Origin of the sequence: Fibrobacter sp., from assembly GCF_045131395.1 — a bacterium.
Classification (GTDB): domain Bacteria; phylum Fibrobacterota; class Fibrobacteria; order Fibrobacterales; family Fibrobacteraceae; genus Fibrobacter.
Genome location: NZ_JBGUQY010000008.1, coordinates 120,598 through 139,331, shown reverse-complemented (window position 1 = coordinate 139,331; position 18,734 = coordinate 120,598). Strand labels below are relative to the sequence as shown.

The 18,734-nt window shown below is 52.3% G+C and carries 16 protein-coding genes; 11 read left to right on the top strand and 5 right to left on the bottom strand.

The window, feature by feature from the left end; all coding sequences use genetic code 11:
• Window positions 1-47 precede the first annotated feature (47 nt).
• The 7 genes from ACJMNB_RS04940 (at window position 48) to ACJMNB_RS04910 (ending at window position 8,624) form a co-directional block, all read left to right on the top strand.
• Window positions 48-1,742, top strand: a complete 1,695-nt coding sequence (locus tag ACJMNB_RS04940) for a proline--tRNA ligase (protein ID WP_405339580.1) — start codon at window positions 48-50, stop codon at window positions 1,740-1,742.
• Window positions 1,743-1,838: 96 nt separating this feature from the next.
• Window positions 1,839-3,140, top strand: coding sequence for an FKBP-type peptidyl-prolyl cis-trans isomerase N-terminal domain-containing protein (locus ACJMNB_RS04935; protein WP_405339578.1), 1,302 nt, complete (start codon window positions 1,839-1,841; stop codon window positions 3,138-3,140).
• 16 nt (window positions 3,141-3,156) lie between these two features.
• Window positions 3,157-5,082 (top strand): tRNA uridine-5-carboxymethylaminomethyl(34) synthesis enzyme MnmG, encoded by a 1,926-nt coding sequence (mnmG, locus tag ACJMNB_RS04930; RefSeq protein WP_405339576.1) that lies wholly within the window; start codon window positions 3,157-3,159, stop codon window positions 5,080-5,082.
• Between the two features lie 124 nt (window positions 5,083-5,206).
• Window positions 5,207-5,494: a hypothetical protein gene (locus ACJMNB_RS04925; protein ID WP_073054325.1), complete on the top strand. Its 288-nt coding sequence runs from the start codon at window positions 5,207-5,209 to the stop codon at window positions 5,492-5,494.
• Between the two features lie 169 nt (window positions 5,495-5,663).
• Complete coding sequence (locus ACJMNB_RS04920) at window positions 5,664-6,269, top strand: penicillin-binding protein activator LpoB (protein WP_405339574.1); 606 nt, start codon at window positions 5,664-5,666, stop codon at window positions 6,267-6,269.
• A gap of 137 nt (window positions 6,270-6,406) precedes the next feature.
• The gene (gene nirJ1, locus ACJMNB_RS04915; RefSeq protein ID WP_405339572.1) at window positions 6,407-7,576 is read left to right on the top strand and encodes a putative heme d1 biosynthesis radical SAM protein NirJ1; all 1,170 of its coding nucleotides are present in this window, start codon (window positions 6,407-6,409) and stop codon (window positions 7,574-7,576) included.
• Between the two features lie 19 nt (window positions 7,577-7,595).
• A complete protein-coding gene (locus tag ACJMNB_RS04910; RefSeq protein WP_405339570.1) occupies window positions 7,596-8,624 on the top strand; it encodes an Lrp/AsnC family transcriptional regulator in 1,029 nt (342 codons plus the stop codon).
• A 7-nt stretch (window positions 8,625-8,631) separates the two neighbouring features.
• Here ACJMNB_RS04910 and ACJMNB_RS04905 read toward each other — a convergent pair whose 3' ends face one another.
• Together ACJMNB_RS04905 and ACJMNB_RS04900 are read right to left on the bottom strand one after the other, a co-directional pair.
• On the bottom strand, window positions 8,632-9,141 hold the full coding sequence (locus ACJMNB_RS04905; RefSeq protein WP_405339568.1) for a hypothetical protein: 510 nt from the start codon (window positions 9,139-9,141) through the stop codon (window positions 8,632-8,634).
• Between the two features lie 4 nt (window positions 9,142-9,145).
• Complete coding sequence (locus ACJMNB_RS04900; protein WP_405339566.1) at window positions 9,146-9,955, bottom strand: hypothetical protein; 810 nt, start codon at window positions 9,953-9,955, stop codon at window positions 9,146-9,148.
• A 99-nt stretch (window positions 9,956-10,054) separates the two neighbouring features.
• On the opposite strand from ACJMNB_RS04900, the gene ACJMNB_RS04895 reads away from it, so the two are divergent.
• Genes ACJMNB_RS04895 through tgt form a run of 4 tightly spaced genes read left to right on the top strand, consistent with a single transcriptional unit; the run spans window position 10,055 to window position 14,685 of the window.
• Window positions 10,055-11,302, top strand: coding sequence for a CotH kinase family protein (locus tag ACJMNB_RS04895; protein WP_405339564.1), 1,248 nt, complete (start codon window positions 10,055-10,057; stop codon window positions 11,300-11,302).
• Between the two features lie 56 nt (window positions 11,303-11,358).
• The gene (hemA, locus tag ACJMNB_RS04890) at window positions 11,359-12,573 is read left to right on the top strand and encodes a glutamyl-tRNA reductase (RefSeq protein ID WP_405339562.1); all 1,215 of its coding nucleotides are present in this window, start codon (window positions 11,359-11,361) and stop codon (window positions 12,571-12,573) included.
• Between the two features lies 1 nt (window position 12,574).
• Complete coding sequence (gene hemC / locus ACJMNB_RS04885) at window positions 12,575-13,525, top strand: hydroxymethylbilane synthase (RefSeq protein WP_405339560.1); 951 nt, start codon at window positions 12,575-12,577, stop codon at window positions 13,523-13,525.
• 14 nt (window positions 13,526-13,539) lie between these two features.
• Window positions 13,540-14,685, top strand: coding sequence for a tRNA guanosine(34) transglycosylase Tgt (gene tgt, locus ACJMNB_RS04880; RefSeq protein WP_405339558.1), 1,146 nt, complete (start codon window positions 13,540-13,542; stop codon window positions 14,683-14,685).
• 49 nt (window positions 14,686-14,734) lie between these two features.
• Here the strand turns inward: tgt and ACJMNB_RS04875 are convergent, their stop codons facing one another.
• The 3 genes from ACJMNB_RS04875 to dnaK form a co-directional block, all read right to left on the bottom strand.
• Window positions 14,735-15,322, bottom strand: coding sequence for a flavodoxin family protein (locus ACJMNB_RS04875; RefSeq protein WP_405339556.1), 588 nt, complete (start codon window positions 15,320-15,322; stop codon window positions 14,735-14,737).
• Window positions 15,323-15,468: 146 nt separating this feature from the next.
• Window positions 15,469-16,614 (bottom strand): molecular chaperone DnaJ, encoded by a 1,146-nt coding sequence (dnaJ, locus tag ACJMNB_RS04870; protein WP_405339554.1) that lies wholly within the window; start codon window positions 16,612-16,614, stop codon window positions 15,469-15,471.
• A 109-nt stretch (window positions 16,615-16,723) separates the two neighbouring features.
• On the bottom strand, window positions 16,724-18,625 hold the full coding sequence (gene dnaK, locus ACJMNB_RS04865) for a molecular chaperone DnaK (RefSeq protein ID WP_405339552.1): 1,902 nt from the start codon (window positions 18,623-18,625) through the stop codon (window positions 16,724-16,726).
• Between the last annotated feature and the right edge of the window lie 109 nt (window positions 18,626-18,734).

The window sequence follows — 18,734 nt, the reverse complement described above, 5'->3', positions numbered from 1 at the left end:
TGTATTTTCCTAAATTTTCGCCGTAAAAAATTTAAAAGGTTAAAACCATGAAACTCTCCAAGTACTTCTATGTAACGCTCCGCGAAACGCCGAGCGATGCCACCATGCCCTCCCACATCTTCCTCATGCGCGGCGGTTATATCAAGCCCCTTTCTACCGGTATCTATTCCATGATGCCCATGGGCTACCGCGTGATCCAGAAGATTACGAACATTATCCGCGAAGAAATGAACAAGATTGGCGGTATCGAAGTGGATTTGCCGGTGGTTCAGACTGCTGAACTCTGGAGCGAATCTGGCCGTTACCAGGCTATTGGCGAAGAACTGCTGCGCTTCAAGGACCGTAACAACCACAACATGGTGCTGGCCATGACCCACGAAGAAGCCATGACCGACCTGGTGCGCTACGTGCTCAACAGCTACAAGCAGCTCCCGGTGATGCTCTACCAGTTCAAGACCAAGTACCGCGACGAAGCCCGTGCCCGCGGCGGTCTGATCCGAGTTCGCGAATTCCTGATGAAGGATGCTTACAGCTTCCACACCAGCCAGGAAGACCTGGACCGTCACTACCAGGAAGAATACGACGCCTACCTCCGCATTTATCGTCGCGTGGGCATTGAACCGGTGGTGGTGCAGAGCGATACGGGTATCATGGGCGGTAAGGTCGCTCACGAATTCATGCTCGACACTCCGAACGGCGAAGACTACTTGATTCTTTGTAAGAAGTGCGGCTATCAGGCTAACCGAGAAATTGCCAAGTTCCAGCGCGTTCCCTTCAAGGGCGACGAAAATGCAACCCTCGAAAAGGTTGCTACTCCGAACAGCGAAAGCATCGAAGAAATCACCAAGCTCCTGAACGTTCCTGCTGAATCTACCGCCAAGTGCGTATTCTTCGACTTCGAAGGCAAGCTCATCACGGTGGTGGTTCCGGGCAACCTCGACGTTTCCGAAATCAAGCTCCACAACCTCTTGAAGGCTAAGGAACTCTATCCGGCCGAAGATAGCCTCATCAAGGCTTGCGGTATGGTTCCGGGTTTTGCCTCTCCGATCGGTTCTCACGACACCCGCATCATCGTGGACGAAGCCATTGCCGATTCCTTCGACCTCGTCACGGGCGCCAACGAAGAAGGCTTCCACTTCAAGCATTGCAACCCGAAGCGCGACTTCCCGAAGTTCGAAGTGGCCGACATTGCCGAAGCTTCCGAAGTTTGCAAGTGCCCCTGCTGCGGTGAACTCCTCACCGAAACCCGTGGTATCGAAATGGGTAACATCTTCAAGCTGGGCACCAAGTTCTCTGAATCCATGGGAGCCAAGTACCTCACCGCCGAAAAGACCACCGCTCCCGCTATCATGGGTTGCTACGGCATTGGCGTGGGCCGCTTGATGGCCTCCGTTGTCGAAAACAGCCACGATGACTTCGGACCCATTTGGCCCAAGTCCATCGCTCCGTTCCAGGTGGAAATCGTTCCGATTGGTAAGGAACCGGAACTTGCTGAACTCGCCGAAAAGTTCGAAAAGGAACTGGAAGCCGCCGGTATCGACGTGCTCGTGGATGACCGCGACGAACGCCCGGGCGTGAAGTTCAAGGACGCCGACCTGTGGGGCTCTCCGGTGCGTATCGCCATCGGTAAGAAGGGCCTTGCTAACGGTGAAGTAGAATGGAAGTTCCGTAACGAAAAGGAATTCACCATGGTCAAGGTGGAAGACGTCGTCGCCAAGGCCAAGGCCTACTTCGCTGAATAGCCTCTAATTTATAAGCAAACAATCCCCTGTAGAGTAGTCTTCTATGGGGGATTTTTCTATATTAATGCCCGAAAAAATTTCTCTAAGGAGATTCTTATGGACATGAAGAAGATTGCTCTTGGTTCTGCAGCATTGGCTGCGTTTGGTCTTATGGCTTGCAATGGCGAAAAGCCCATCGAAAAGGCTCCTGCCGCCATTACCGCTAATTCGACGGATGACGAAAAATTTGCCTATATGCTGGGTGCCCAGTTCGGTGGCCAGAACTTTACGATCATTCCGCGCCAGATGGGCGAAGAAATTTATGAAGACGCCTTGATTCAGGCTATTCGTGATAACGTGAAGGCTAGCAAGGACACAAGCTTCAACGTGCAGATGACTGTGGATTCCCTGCAGGCAATTAGCCAGCGTTACTCTACAATTGCCCGTAAGCGTTACGAAGAAACCCGCCCGGACAGCGCCATGATGGCCGAAGGCAACGGCGAAAAGATCAAGGCTTATGTCGATTCTGTCGCTCGTGCACAGCCGATTGCCAAGGCTCCGGCTTCTACGGGTGCCGAAGTGACCGTTGCTGCCGATTCTCCGGACAACACCAAGTTCTCTTACCTGCTGGGTCTTCAGTTTGCAAACCAGTTCTTGAACATTGGTAGCCAATTCCAGACCGAATTCGATGTAGATTACTTCATTTTGGGTATCAAGGAATCTGCCGTCAAGGTGGCTGACTCTACCTACACGCTCCAGCTTCCGCAGGATTCTCTCAACGCCATTGGCCAGCGCTACCAGCAGAAGATGCAGGACCTGCGTGCCGCCGCCATCAAGAAGCAGCAGGAAGCAGAAGCTAAGCTGAAGGAAGAAATTGCTCCGCTCCGTGGCGACACCCTTGCCAACGGCATGCCCCAGAAGTTCAACCTCAAGGTGAAGGCTACCAAGATCGCTGTGGACAAGGCTATTGCCAAGGATCTTGAAAACTTCGAACCGTTTGCAAACAAGCCGCTCTTTGTCATGTACTTCTCTGCCACTTGCGGCCACTGCGCTCATGCAGCACCCGAAGTTCTTGCCATTGCCAAGGAATTTGCCCCGAAGGGCCTGGTTACTCTCGCTGTTGCAAGCGGCGGAAACCAGAAGGTGGGCATCCGCAAGTTCATGGATAACGCCAAGTGGGACGAAACCATTAATGTGGTTTGGGACGAATCCCGCCAGTTCGGTGAACTTTACAGCGACGGCTACGTTCCTAAGGTCTATGTCGTAAATCCGGATGGCACCTACAAGATGTACACTGCCTTCGAAAACCAGAAGGAAGAAATGAAGCAGGATATCGCCGGTCTTCTTTCGGGCAAGAACGTCGAATGGAATCCTGAAGCTCCGAAAACAGAAGCTCCGAAAGCCGCCGAAACAAAATAGTTGAAAGAACAATAGAGTGTCATTAATCGCTGAATTTGACGTAGTCGTTGTCGGTGGTGGGCACGCTGGAATTGAAGCGACCCACGCCGCTTGGAAACTCGGTGTAAAGACGGCCATGCTCACGATGGATATTAACGCCATCGGTCGTATGAGCTGCAACCCGGCCGTAGGCGGGGTGGCGAAAGGTCAGATTGTCCGCGACATCGATGCCCTCGGTGGCCTGATGGGCCTCTTGACCGACAAGGCGGGCATCCAGTTCCGCATGCTCAATATGAGCAAGGGGCCGGCCGTGTGGGGCCCGCGTGCCCAGTGCGACATGAAGTATTACAGCGAAGTGGCCCGAGAAGTCATTACAAGCCTTCCGGGGCTTTCGGTGATTCAGGGCGAACTGGCAGCTTTCACGCGCATGGCCGACGGTCGCCTGGAACTCACGCTCCTGAATGGCGAACGCTATATGACGCGCTCGCTGGTGATTACCAGCGGAACCTTCCTTGCCTCCAAGATGTTCACCGGTCTTGAAACAAGCATTGGTGGGCGAGTGGGCGAGCCCAGTGCCGACAAATTGTCGGAATGCCTCGCTCGCGAAGGGATTGCGCTCCGTCGTCTGAAGACCGGAACGCCCAGCCGCCTGGATCCCGATTCCATCGACTTTAACGAATGCGACGTGCAGCATGGCGACGACATTCCGTGGCCCATGAGCGACCGCCATGTGGCGAACACCGTTCCTGGCCGCGACGAAAATTATTTCTGGGGCGATGTTGCGAACAAATTCGTCCGCAATGACTGCGTGTGCTGGATTACCCGCACGAACCTGAAGACCCACGATATTCTACGTAGCGGCTTCAAGGACAGCCCCATGTTCAGTGGCCGCATTCACGGCAAGGGCCCGCGCTACTGCCCCAGCATCGAAGACAAGATTAACCGCTTTGGCGACCGTGACGGTCACCAGTTGTTCCTGGAACCGGAACAGGCAGATATCGGTCGCGTCTACATCAACGGATTCAGTTCCAGCTTGCCGGCAGACATTCAGCTGGCCGCCATCCACACCATTCCGGGTCTTACCCGCGCCCGCGTGTTGCAGATTGGTTATGCCGTGGAATACGATTCGGTGGATGCCACGCAACTGTTCCCGACCTTTGAATGCAAGAAGGTTCCTGGGCTTTATTTTGCAGGCCAGGTCTGCGGTACCAGCGGTTACGAAGAAGCCGCCGGTCAGGGACTCTTGGCTGGCATTAACGCGGCTCTGAAAGTAAAGGGAGAGGCTCCCTTTATTTTAGGTCGTTCCGACAGCTACCTAGGAGTGATGGCGGACGACCTGGTGAACATTTTGCTGGATGAACCCTACCGCATGTTCACGAGCCGCGCCGAATACCGACTGTTCCTCCGTAGCGATAACGCAGAGACTCGCCTTAAGGAACGTGCTCACGAAATCGGTATGATTTCGGATAGCGACTTTGCCGACTGGAAGCACCGTCAGGAACTGATGGCCTCCGCCCGCACCCGCATGACCGAAGAATCGGCAACCCCCGACCAGGCCAACGAAATCCTGGCTGCCGGCGGTCAATCTCCGGCTACCGAGCGCACCCGTTGGATTAACGTGCTGCGCCGTCCTGGAATCGACCCGGAACTGTTCTTCCGGACCGCGCTGCCCGATTTAAAGCTTTCTCGCCGCGATCAGTGGTTTATGTACGCCGAAGAAATCTACGCAGGCTTCTTCGACCGGCAGGCTCGCGAAATCGACGACCAGAAGAAGATGGAATCCGTGCGCCTGCCCGAGAACTTTGACTACATGCAGGTAACTGCCGTCAGTATCGAAAGCCGCCAGCGCCTGAATGCCCACAAGCCCTTAACGCTTGGCCAGGCTAGCCGTATCCCCGGCGTCCGCCCGGCCGACATTACCGTGCTTGCCCATTGGCTCGAAAACAAGAAATTGAACGGCTAGTGGTAGTCCAAAATCGCCTTTTTTGGCTTAAAAAAGCATAATTTTTAATTGCAAAACCTAGTAAAGGTGGAAATTTTTACTATTTTTGCGCCGTCAAATTAACAATATTTCCAAGAGGTCTATTATGTCAGAAGAAACTGAAGTCAAATCCACAGAAGAAGTCAAGCCTCAGGAAACAAAATCCCAAGAAAAGAAGGCCCCGGCCAAGAAGAAGCGCCCCCTGAACGCCAAGCGTAAGGGTGCTCCCGCTCCCAAGAAACCGGCTGTCTTTAGCGATTCCCTGGAAGAACGTTTCCCCGCCCTCGCCGCCAAGCTCAAGAAGCAGATTGAAGACGGTATCAAGCAGAAGATCAAGGATGCCCAGAACGACCCGAAGGTCAAGGCCGCCTCTAAGAAATTCGCTGAGAAGTAATCTTTCTTCGACAATTTAAAAGTGCCGCAGAGTCCGCTCTGCGGTATTTTTTTATTCTGTCCCGCGGATTTGGCGGTTCATCTTCTTTATTTCTATTGTAAAGCTAGTTTTATAGACAAATAAAAAGAAAGATTGTACATTTGTTAAAAAATTTTCAAGGAGAAATCTAATGCGTAAATTGTTTGCTATCCTCGCTCTCGGTTGCTCACTCTGCATGGTCGCATGCAGCAGCGGCGGCAAGACGGTGACCCGTATCGACGAAAATTCCACCACGGACCTTTCGGGCAAGTGGAACGACACGGACTCCCGCTTGGTGGCTGACGAAATGATTTCCGGTTGCTTGGGCAGCACGAAAATCGAAAAAATCATTGGCGAAATGGGCCGTACCCCGACCGTCGTGATTGGCAAGATTCGCAACAAGAGCCACGAACACATCAGCGTGGAAACCTTCATCAAGGACATGGAACGTGCCCTCTTGAACTCTGGCGCTGTTGACTTCGTTGCCAACTCTGCCGAACGCGCCGAACTCCGTGAAGAAGTCCGCGACCAGCAGGGTAACGCTACGGAAGAAACCTCCAAGGAACTCCACCAGGAAACCGGTGCTGACTGGATGCTGACCGGCACCATCAACACCATCGTGGACCAGGAAGGCGGCCAGTCCGTTATCTTCTACCAGGTGGACCTGGAACTCACCGATTTGCAGAGCCACAAGAAGCTCTGGATGGGCGACAAGAAGATCAAGAAGTTCATCTCTAAGGATTCTGTGAAGCTTTAATTGTGCAGTCATCCTGGCGTGCTATGCACGGCGGGATCTATACATTTCAAGAAGCTCTTGTAAAACTAATGGGTCGTAGCTTTAGCTGCTGCGGCCTTTTTTCTATCTTTGGAGCGTTCCCAAAAAAGTTTTAGATTATGATCAGTATTACCAAACTCTTGATGGATACCCCGAACTACGGGGATCAGCTGCGTTATGAACCTCGTGCCCATGAATCCAAGAATGGGGTAGCTCCCGGTCGCGGTCCGGTGGTGGTGTGGAATTGCACCAAGACCTGCAACCTGAGCTGCGTGCACTGTTATGCCCGCTCCGAGGCTATCAAGTACCAGAACGAACTGACCCACGAAGAAGGTTTGGCTCTTATTGATCAGTTGGCCGATTTCAAGGTGCCGGTGATCCTGTTCAGCGGTGGAGAACCCCTGCTGCGCCCGGACTTCTTTGAACTGGCAAATTATGCCGCTTCCAAGGGTATTCGTCCGACCATCAGCACCAACGGTACCTGCATTACGCCAGATGTCGCTAAGAAGCTTAAGGACATGGGTGTAGGCTACGTGGGCATTAGCTTGGACGGCTGCGAAGCCACCCACGACAAGTTCCGCGGTAAGGAAGGCGCTTACAAGCTCGCTCTTCGCGGCATCCGTAACTGTGTGGCAACGGGCCAGAAGGTGGGCCTGCGCTTTACCATTACCCGCTACAACGTGCAGGACTTGAACGCCATTTTCGACCTGCTGGAAGCCGAAAACATTGATCGAGTGTGCTTCTATCACCTGGTTTACAGCGGCCGCGGTTCTGCCATGGTACAGAACGACTTGAACCATGAAGAAAGCCGCAAGGCCATGGACCTGATTATCGACCGCACCTTGGACTTCAAGAAGCGCGGAATCAACAAGGAAATCTTGACCGTCGACAACCACGCCGACGCTGTCTACCTGTACCTGCGCATGAAGCGTGAAGATCCTGCCCGCGCTGAAAAGGTGCTGGAACTCATCCAGCGCAATGGCGGCAACCGCAGCGGCATGGCCTTCGGTAACATCGACAGCATCGGTAACGTTCACCCCGACCAGTTCACGCAATACATTACGCTGGGCAACGTGCGCGAACGTAGCTTCGGCGAAATCTGGAGCGATGAAAGCAATCCGATTATGGCAGGCCTCAAGAACCGCAAGCCGATTCTGAAGGGCCGCTGCCCCAAGTGCGCATATCTGAATCTTTGCAACGGAAACTTCCGTACCCGCGCAGAAGCGGTCACCGGTGACTTCTGGGAACAGGATCCAGCCTGCTACCTGACCGACGAAGAGATTGGATAACGTCATTGCGAGGAACGTAGTGACAAAGCAATCCATGACTGCACTGGAACAGCAAATCCTCGACACCATTCAGGACGCCTTCCCATTGGAAGAGCGCCCCTACAAGGCTTTGGCAGAGAAGTTCTGTGCGCAGGGTGAGGCTGTCTCGGAGCAGCAAGTCTTCGAAGCAGTAGAGAATCTTCGTGTCTCGGGGGTTATTCGTCGCATCGGAGGCATTTACGATTCCAGGCGTCTGGGCTTTATTTCTCGACTCTGCGCAGGCAAGGTCTCGGACATCGAAAAGTTCGCCGCAGCAGTGAACGAGGTTCCTGCGATTACGCACAATTACATTCGCAGTCACGAATTTAACGTGTGGTTTACGGTCATTGCCGAGAATGAATCGGAAGTACAGAAGATTGTCGACGCCCTCTGTTCCAAGACGGATTTGCAGGATGTGCACATCCTTACCGTGACGAAGAAGTTCAAGATTGACACGGTGATGACCCGCGGCCCGCGTAGTACGGTAGTCGCTGCGCCCGTCTTGGCGAAAGGTCATTCTGGATGCGAACGCATCCGGAATCCATACATTTCAAGTAACACTTGTATTGAAGATTCTGACCGCGCCCGCATTCGCGTTGCCTGTACCGACATTCCGCACTCGCTTATGCCTTTTAGCGATTGGGGCGTCTCCGTAGAAGAACTCCGCGAAGACATTGCCAAGGGCTTTATGCGCCGTTTCGGGGCGATTCTCAGGCACCAGCAGGCAGGCTTTGCCTACAATGCCATGGTGTGTTTCGCCTCGCACGTCATTGCGAACGAAGTGAAGCAATCCATTCTTAAGGAAAATGAGGGCGACATCCTCGCTAAAAATCCTCACGTTTCCCATTGCTATGACCGTCCGGCATTCGATGGTTTCCCGTACAACTTGTACGCCATGATGCATGCCCAGTCTGCCGAAGATTTAGACCGCTACATAAAAGAGGCTGCCCAGTCTATTGGCAACCCCGACTATGCAGTTCTCCATTCTCTCAAAGAACTGAAGAAAACAAGCTTCAATTTTTTCGCTTAGGCTTGCGTTAGAATCGAACGCCCATCCCGAGATAGGTGGCTCCTCGTTGTCCCCAAAGCATAAAGGGGATTTGAAACCTGAACGATACGGGGTATCCGATTTCTAGACCCAAAAGGGTGAAGTGTCCCATGGGAATAAAATAGTTCGTATAGCTGCTATAAGTTACACCCATATCCAGTTCCATAAAGGGATTTATGCTGCCGCCGAGGTTGCCGTTAATCCTTATTTTCGGCATGAAGGTAACGACTGGCTTATTCATAATCGCATAATTGAAAACAAATCCGGTTTCAAAAATTGTGGCAAAGGTATAACCGTAATCTGCAGAAATTGCTCCTTGGGATGAAGCGTCATCGTCAAAGATCGAAGCAATTGCAGAAGCAAAATCGGTTACGGTTAGGAAGTCGTATTCGAAGCTTAGACTATGGCGCGCTAGGGGAGTTTGAGTTTTTTCCGATGCAAATGCGTTAGAAAAATTCAAGAAGAATACCATGAGAGCAAGCAAGTAAAACTTTTTCATATAGCTACCAGACCTTCATTTCAATTCCTATACGGTGCCCTGTTTCAAATCCGAATAAGGTTCCTTCGTGAATTTCGTAATTCAGTCCGAACCCGACAGGAATACTAACAATTTTAAAGTATCGCATGGCATCGAATTTCATTTTCATGCCACGGTATTTATCCTTCATGCCGCGATAAGGCTTGTCCAGGTTCCTGTTTTCGGACTCTTCGATTCGGGCTTGGTACAAGAAAGTTTCGCTCAACTGCCAGCCCGTATTCAAGGAATCGTTCCAGCCCGGCTTCCACACAAAAGACGCCTTGAAGCCGACTTCGTTGCCAGGCATGTAGTTCTTGTCTTCGAGGAATGTGTTGTAGCGGAAGGCCGTACCCACAAGTAGCCGCTTCGACACATGGAACAGGGCGAAAGGTTCTAGGTTCAACCGGTGAAATCTGTTGATTTGGGAACCTTCTCCGGGAGGAAATCTCCAGCCGAGGTTCATGCCCAAGTGGGGGAGCATAAGCAGCTTGATTCCTGCATAGGTTTCGTTAAACCCGTTCACATGCAGGTTGCAGTAGTTATGGATATAGCCTTCGGTAGAATATTCGTAGCTGTAGCTTAAAAAGCGGAAGGCACCGTCAACATAGACACTTATGCGCGGGTGGAGGGCGTATTCAGCAGACACATCCATGTCGGCGCTGTATACGTCTTCGTTCAGTTCGATTGTCCCTTGCACGCCCACCGATGTTGTAGGAGGCATAATCGGATGCAGATTTTCTGTGGCAAGACACACCCCAGAAACCAATAGTAAAATGCACCCGATAAGTTTGTTCATAGGCGTAAATATATAAAGTTATATGAAAATCGTCATTCAGGCCTACGAGAGGGAATCTAGACAACCTTCTTTCTTTGTTAAATACTATTTTATATGTCAATGATTCGGAGTCTGCTCAAATATTTCATCGCTATATTCCTGACCTGCGGAATATGCGGATGTTATTGGGCCGAAACAGAAGACAATCCTGAAAATCTTCCCTTAAACGATTCCATGTACCCTTATGCAGGGGTGCCGCGTGTAGTCATCGAAACGGAGAATTTTGCGGGAGTGCGAGACCGAGAAACCGAGATTCCCTCAAAGTTCCAGATATACGGTGAAAAGGCTCCTGAAAGTGAAGTTTTGGATCTTACGGTGCGTGGGCGTGGAAATTCCAGCTTCAAGATGCCAAAGTATGGCATGAAACTGGAATTTACTGACAAGGTTTCCTTATTTGGAATGCCCAAGAATCGCGATTGGGCTCTTGTGGCCAATTTTGGTGACAAGACGCATCTGCGCAATTACATGATGTCGCGACTCTCGGAATGGCTGGGTGCTAAATATACGCCGCGAATGCAGTTTGTAGAAGTCTACCTGAACCGTAATTACATGGGGCTTTACCTGCTAACTGAAACCGTCAAGGTAGGCAAGAATCGCGTAAATATTGACGAAAATGACACCACGTTCCTGATTGAAAAAGAAGACTCCAAGAAGTTTGACCCGCCCTACGTTCTTACAGACAACTTGTACTATTACCACATCAAAGCGCCCAAGAATCCTTCGGCTGAAACAGAAGACTTGTTGCTTGACCACTTGAACGCATTTGAAAGTTTTATGATGGAACAATACCGGCACAAAAGTACTGAAATTTTGGACTGGCTGGATATTGATGACTATCTGCTTTTCTATTGGGTGCAGGAATATTCGAAAAATGAAGACGGCAATTACGCCCGCAGTGTATTCATGACGTGGAAAAAAGGGGAGCCCATTCACTTTGGCCCCTTGTGGGATTTCGATCTGGCCTTCGGGAACGCCTCCCGCGAACGAAACCAGAGTCCAGAAGATTGGTACATTCGCAACTATCGGCTGAACTACTACATCATGCGGAATTCCATCGTTAAAGATGCCGCCATAGACTATTGGAATTATCATCGCGAAACCTTCAGGGCACTTATTGACAGCATCCCTGTTTATCGAGCCATTATCGAAAAAGCCGTCGACAACGAATACCGCCGCTGGCCCGTTATCGGAAATACAGAGAACTGGGCCCTAAAGGATCCTTACGATTCCTATGACGAAGCCGTAGAGGTCATGACCGACTGGATGAAAAAACGATTTAAATGGATAGACGAAAATATTAAAAATTGAAAAAGAATGCGTCATTGCGAGTGCAGCGCGGCAATCCATTTTTCTATCTTTACGCCATGCGCAAAATCTATATGGCAGGCATGAGCCACAAGGTGGCCGAAATCGCAATCCGCGAAAAGTTCTACATTCCCATGGATGTGAAGACCGAGGCGTTGAAGAATTCGCCATTTCAGGAACTTTTGATTCTTGCGACCTGCAACCGTACTGAAGTCTATGCCGCATCGGATAGCGAAATTCGTGAAGAGGAACTGGTTCGCTATGTATGCAAATTGGCAGGGCAGAACTACGAAGATTTTGCGAAATTCTTTTACTTTAAATCTGGCGACGATGTAGCCCACCATGTGATGAACGTGTGTGCGGGGCTTGATTCCGTGGCCGTGGGTGAGGATCAGATTTTGCACCAGATTGGCCGCGCCTACGAAACGGCACACCAGCTGAACGCCACAGGGAACACCCTGAACAAGCTTTTCCAGGGTGCAATTCATACCACCAAGCGCATCAAGACCGAAACGAACTTGAGCAAACTCAGTTGCAACATTCCGTTCTTGGCCATGAAGCAGGTCCTGAATACTTTCGATGACCTGGAAAACCGCACCGTGTACATTGTAGGCCTTGGTGAAATGGGTTCCTTGATGCTCAAGTACGTGCAAGAGAATACCACCAAGATTTTTGCCAGCAGCAAGACCTTTGCCAATGCAGAAAAGTATTCCGACGTGCTGACGCCGGTGCGTTACGAAGACCGCTACCAGGTCATTGGTAAGTGCGACGTGGTGATTCTTTGCAGTGCCTGCGCCGAACCCATTGTCACGAAAGATGAATTTGCAAAGGTGAAGGGCGTTACGCGTCTCATCATTGACCTCGGCAGCCCCCGCAATGCGGAAGCCAGCATCGGCGAACTTCCGGGCGTTGAATACGTCTGCGTCGATGACCTGGAAAAGGTGGTGTCCGAAAATCGCCGCCTGCGCATGATAGAATTGGACGCCGCCCAGAAGATTTTGAAAGAAGGCCTGGATGAATTCCTGCAGTGGATGCGCATGGATGAAGTCTCAAAGCAGATTAGCCTGCATGCGGAACGTATGGTGAATGCGGCCAACGAGGAATCTGAAAAGCTGTTGCGTTCCCTGCCAGATTTGCCCGAAGAAGACCGCAAGCGCATTGCCATGATGTACGAGCGCTTTGCCAAAAAGATGGCAAACGATTACCTGTACAAGGTCAAGGCGGACAATTCGCCCGAAGACGTTCAAGTGTTCCTTAAGTGCTTGGGGGCGTAAGATGAGTGAATTGAAGCTTAGAGTTGCAACCCGCAAGAGTGCCCTTGCAATGGCGCAGACGACATTGGTCGCCGAGGCAATTAAGGCTGCAAACCCGGGCCTGACTTATGAATTAGTTTCCATGACCACCGAAGGCGACCGCCAACTGGACAAGTCTTTGGCCAGTTTCGGCGGCAAGGGCGTGTTCATCAAGGAACTTGAAGTGGCGCTCTTGGAAGACCGCGCTGATATTGCCGTCCATAGCTTGAAGGATATGCCCGCCGAAGTTTTGCCGGAATTCAAGCTCGCCGCTGTATTAAAGCGTGAAGACCCGCGGGATGCATTTATTGCCCGTGGGGGAGTGAATGGCCTCAAGTTCATGCAGTTGCCCGCAGGCGCTCACGTGGGCACCGGAAGCATTCGCCGCGTGATTCAACTGAAGGCTCTTCGCCCGGATTTGGAATACGTGCCTATCCGCGGCAACATTCAGACCCGCCTTTCTAAGCTTGAAGAATTGGACGCTGTGGTGCTCGCTGCTGCTGGCCTCAAGCGTATGGGCCTTGCCGACCAAGTGACAGAATACTTTAGCACCGAGCAGATGCTCCCGGCTTCCGGCCAGGGTATCCTTGCAATTGAAACATTAAACGTCATTGCGAGCCACGGAGTGGCGAAGCAATCCATTGACGCCATTCTTGCGCGTGTCAATGACGCCGAATCGTATGCCATTGCCGTCGCCGAAATGGCCTTCTTGAAGGCCCTCAATGCCGGTTGCCAGTTCCCTGTGGCCAGCTTCGCCGAATTCGTTGACGGCTCCGACAATCTCAAACTTCGCGGCATCTACTGGGATGAATCTAGCCAGCGCCTGCTCCGCGCCGAAATTTCGCAATCGGTCATAGCAACAGCCGCCGACGCCACCGGCCAAGCCCGTGCCGCCGGCTTCGCCCTCGCCCAAAAAATCCGCGAACAGCTTTAATTTCGGATTGTCCCGTGGAAAACCGCAACCCTTTTGAACTTCTGGCTAAATCGTCGCGCAGCAAGGCTCGCCGCGGGCGAATCCATACGGCTCATGGCGACATCGAGACGCCGATTTTTATGCCGGTAGGGACTCTTGCCAGCGTAAAAGGGCTTTCGGTCCGCGACCTTCGTGAAATTGAAGCACAAATCATTCTCGCAAATACCTACCACTTGTACCTGCGTCCGGGAACGCCCCTGATTGCAGAAGCGGGCGGCGTGCAGAAATTCATGGGCTGGAACGGCCCCATGCTCACCGACAGCGGTGGATTCCAGGTGTGGAGTCTCAAGGATTTCCGCCACATTACCGAAGACGGCGTGGAATTCAAAAGCCTGCTGGACGGCAGCCGCCACAAGTTTACGCCAGAATCCGTAATGAAGGCCCAGCGTGAAATTGGTGCGGACATCATTATGGCTTTCGACGAATGCACGCCTTACCCGAGCACCGTCGAAGAAGCCTCCCATTCGCTTGATTTCACCCTCAAGTGGACCCGCCGCGCCATGGACTGGCTTGCCGAAAATCCGCCGCTCCACGGCTACCCGCAATACTTCTTCGGGATCGTTCAGGGCGGTATGCACAAGGAACTCCGCAAGAAATCCATCGAAGCCCTCAAGGAGCTCGCTCCCGACGGCTACGCCATGGGCGGCCTCTCCGTAGGCGAACCTGTGGAAATCATGTACGAGATTGCGGACTTTTGCACCAACTACCTGCCCGAAGACCGAGCCCGCTACGTGATGGGTGTGGGCACGCCCTGGAATCTGCTGGAGCTAATCCAGCGCGGAGTGGATATGTTCGACTGCATTCTGCCTGCGAAAAACGCCCAGGATGGCCTCGTTTACACCTGCAGGGGAGTGCTCCGCTACAAGGGAGCTAAGTTTGCCCACAGCCACGATATTCCGCTGGATCCTGAATGCGATTGCTACTGCTGCCGTAATTACAGCAGGGGCTACATGCGTCATCTTTTTAAGGCCAAAGAACCCCTGGGCTGGACGCTTTCGACCATCCACAATCTGCATTTCTACTTGAAGCTCATGAAAAACGCCCGCGCTCATATCGAGGCAGGCGATTACGAAGACTGGGCAGCAGAAATGATCCCGCAATTACAGCGCAACGCGGAATAAATTTTTCAACTCCATTTACAAGAAAACTCCGATTTCTCGGAGTTTATTTTTATGGAGATAAATGAAAAACTTTTGCGATTTTTTGACATTTGGCGATTTCTTTGGGGGTAAGGCCATTGCCGTTGTGGGTTCCGCCCTTTTGAATCACGTTGGTAATTTTGAATCCGCTCCAGCATAATACTTCCTTGAGGGCTCGCACGGTGCCTGCGGACTGTTTGAAAATCAGGTTGAAAGGCCATGGGGTAGTGCATGTCGTGACAATGATGGCCTTTTTCCCTTTCTGCAATGGCTGCGGATACCCTTTTTCGCTGTGGTCCATCATTCCATAAACCCAGCGGTCAAAAAGCATTTTCAGTTGGCCGGTCATGTTGCCCCAGTAGCATGGCGAACCCACCACCAGGCCGTCGCTTTCTTGCACCAGGCGCAGGATTCGTTTGGCGTCGTCCTCCGGCATCACGCAATCATGAGCGCTGCGGCATTTCATGCAGCCCATGCACGGGCGAAAATCCAGCTTGCAGACATCGATAATGGTTACTTCGGTACCATTTTCAAACAGGGAGTCACCTATGATATCCAGCATCTGACTGATGTTTCCGTTTTTTCGCGGACTCGCGTTCAAAATGACAACCTTTTTCATTGTTCCTCCAACCAAGAATAATTTGTTCTCCTGTAAAACACCCCATAATCTACAAAAAGTCACCTCTAAAACAAAAAAAATCCCGGGCATCACTGCTCGGGATAATTTTTACCCATTTCGTCATTCCGGACTTGATCCGGAATCCACTATTTAAAAAGATTCTTCATCTTTTCAAGGAAAGACTCTTCCTGCGCGGTTTCCTTGTCGTGGCGCAGTTCCGCGAGCTTCTGGTAAAGTTCCTTTTCTTCGCGGCTAAGGTCCTTCGGGATTTCCACGCCGATTTGCACGTAGAGGCTTCCACGGTCGCCGCGCTTGTTCAGCGGGTACAAACCCTGATCGCGCAAGCGGAGAATGGAACCGGCCTGCGTACCGGCAGCAATCTTAATCTGCACTTCCTGACCGTCAATAGTCGGGATGCGCTGTGTTCCGCCGAGCACCAGCTTGTGGATAGGCACCTTGACTTCGCAATGCAAGTCGTCGCCTTCGCGGCTGAAGAAATCGTCCTGCTTTTCGGCAATGACCACCAGCAAGTCGCCGCTAGCGCCACCGCGCGGGCCGCAGTTGCCTTCGCCACGGAGGTTCAGGTACTGGCCTTCGCTCACGCCGGCCGGGATCTTGATGGAAATTTCTTCGTTTTCCTGCACGCGGCCTTCGCCGTGGCAGTGGCTACACGGATTTGCAATCACTTCGCCCATGCCGTTACAAGTGGGGCAGGCGCTTTCAGAAACCATCTGGAAGAATCCGCCCGACACGCGACGCACGCGACCCGTGCCGTGACAGGTTTCGCAAGTCTTCACATCGGTGCCGCCCTTGCCGTTACATTCGGTACAGGGGGTATAGCGTTTTAAGCGAACCTTCTTGGTGCAACCTTCGAAGATTTCCTTGTAGCTGAGCGCCACCTTGATCTGAAGGTCGTTACCGCGGGGAGGACCAGCCTTGCGGCCGCCGCCTCGACGGCCACCGCCGCCAAAGCCGAAGCCACCGCCAAAGATGTCGCCAAACTGCGAGAAAATATCTTCGAAGCTGAAGCCCTGTCCGCCGAATCCGCCGCCACCGAAGCCACCGCCCGGTGCGTTGAATCCAAACTGGTCGTAGTTCTTGCGCTTTTCAGGGTTGCTGAGCACGTCGTAAGCTTCGGCAGCTTCCTTGAACTTTTCTTCGGCTTCCTTGTCGCCCGGGTTCTTGTCCGGGTGGTACTTAATGGCAAGTTTCTTGTACGCGTGCTTGATTTCATCAGCACTTGCGTCCTTACCGACACCTAGAACTTCGTAATAATCTCTTTTTTCAGCCATTTTGCCCTCCGGGCAAATTCGTCATATAAAAATTCAAGAATCGTTACTTTACAACAAAAGGATTGCCCCTTTTTAAGAGGCGAATCCTGTTTGAATTTTGACACCTAAATTAGTCAACGACTTCAGCGTCGACAACTTCCGGGCCGTCGCCCTTCTTGTCGTTCTTCGGCTGTTCAGAAGCACCCGGCTGCGGACCCGGCTGAGCCTGGTTTGCACCGGCGGCCTGAGCCATGGAGCTGATCATGCCCTGGAGCTTGTCCATAGCGGCCTTGATTTCTTCCTTGGTGCCGTTGTCCTTCTTGGCCTTGATGTCGTCGATGGCAGCCTGGAGCTGGCTCTTGGTGTCAGCCGGGAGTTTGTCGCCAAATTCCTTGAGCTGGCCTTCAGCCTGGTAAGCCATCTGTTCGGCCTGGTTCTTGATGTCCACGAGTTCGCGCTGTTCCTTATCCTTGGCAGCGTTGGCTTCGGCATCCTTCACCATCTTGTTGATTTCGTCTTCAGACAAGCCACTGGAAGAAGTAATCTTGATGGACTGTTCCTTACCGGTTTCCTTGTCCTTAGCAGACACGTGTACAATACCGTTAGCGTCGATATCGAAGGTCACTTCGATCTGCGGCACGCCACGGGGCTTCTTCGGAAGGTCGGTCAAGTCGAACTTACCGAGGGTACGGTTGTCGCGAGCAAATTCGCGTTCGCCCTGGAGCACGTGAATGGTCACGGCCGGCTGGTTGTCTTCGGCGGTAGAGAACACCTGGCTCTTCTTGGTCGGAATCGTGGTGTTACGGTCGATGAGCTTGGTCATCACGCCACCGAGAGTTTCGATACCGAGAGAAAGCGGGGTCACGTCGAGGAGGAGCACGTCCTTCACGGAGGAGTCGCCGCTAAGCACAGCGCCCTGGACAGCAGCACCGATAGCCACCACTTCGTCCGGGTTCACGGTCTTGTTCGGTTCCTTGCCGAAGAACTTGCGGACAGCTTCCTGCACGGCCGGGATACGGGTAGAACCACCGACGAGGATGACTTCGTCGATTTCGCTCATGGAGAGACCGGAGTCCTGGATAGCCTTGCGGCAGGGTTCCATGGAGCGTTCCACCAGGTGAGCGGTCAGCTGGTCAAACTTTGCACGGCTGAGGGTGAGGTCCAAGTGTTTCGGACCAGAAGCATCGGCAGTGATGAAGGGGAGGTTGATGTTGGTCGAAGTCGTTGCAGACAGGTCGATCTTGGCCTTTTCGGCGGCGTCCTTCAAACGCTGCAGGGCCATCTTGTCCTTCTTCAGGTCAATGCCAGGATTTTCTTTCTTAAATTCGTCGTTGATCCAGTCGATGATGACTTCGTCGAAGTTGTCACCGCCGAGCATGGTGTCACCGTTGGTGGCCTTCACGCTGAACATACCGTCGTCGATTTCCAAGATGGAGATATCGAAGGTACCACCACCGAGGTCATACACGGCAACCTTTTCGCTCTTCTTGGAATCAAGACCGTAAGCAAGAGCAGCAGCCGTCGGTTCGTTCACGATACGGAGAACTTCGAGGCCTGCGATCTTACCGGCGTCCTTCGTAGCCTGACGCTGGGAGTCGTTAAAGTAGGCGGGGACCGTAATCACGGCCTGGGTCACCGGCTGGCCGAGGTAGTCTTCGGCGATCTTCTTCATGGTCTGGAGAACCATGGCGGAAATTTCAGGAGGTGCGAACTGCTTGTCGTCGACCTGCACGCGGACCGGATCGGAACCCGTGCCGACGAGCTTGTAGGGCATGTTCTTTTCGGCAGCGGAGCATTCGCCAGCCGTACGGCCCATGAAACGCTTGATAGAGTAGATGGTCTTTTCGGGGTTGGTGATGGCCTGACGCTTTGCGACGTGGCCCACCAGACGTTCACCGTTCTTGCCGAAAGCGACAATGGACGGGGTGGTGCGGAAACCTTCCGCATTAGCGATCACGACCGGCTTGCCGCCTTCCATCACGGACACGCAGCTGTTAGTCGTACCCAAGTCAATACCGATAATCTTGCTCATTTTGAGTCTCCTATTTTTAAATTCTTGAAGCCTGTGTAGGCTGTTATTTTTACGCCAATTCTTAAGCAAAACCCGTGCCAAACGCCAAAAACGCCCATTTCGCTTCAAT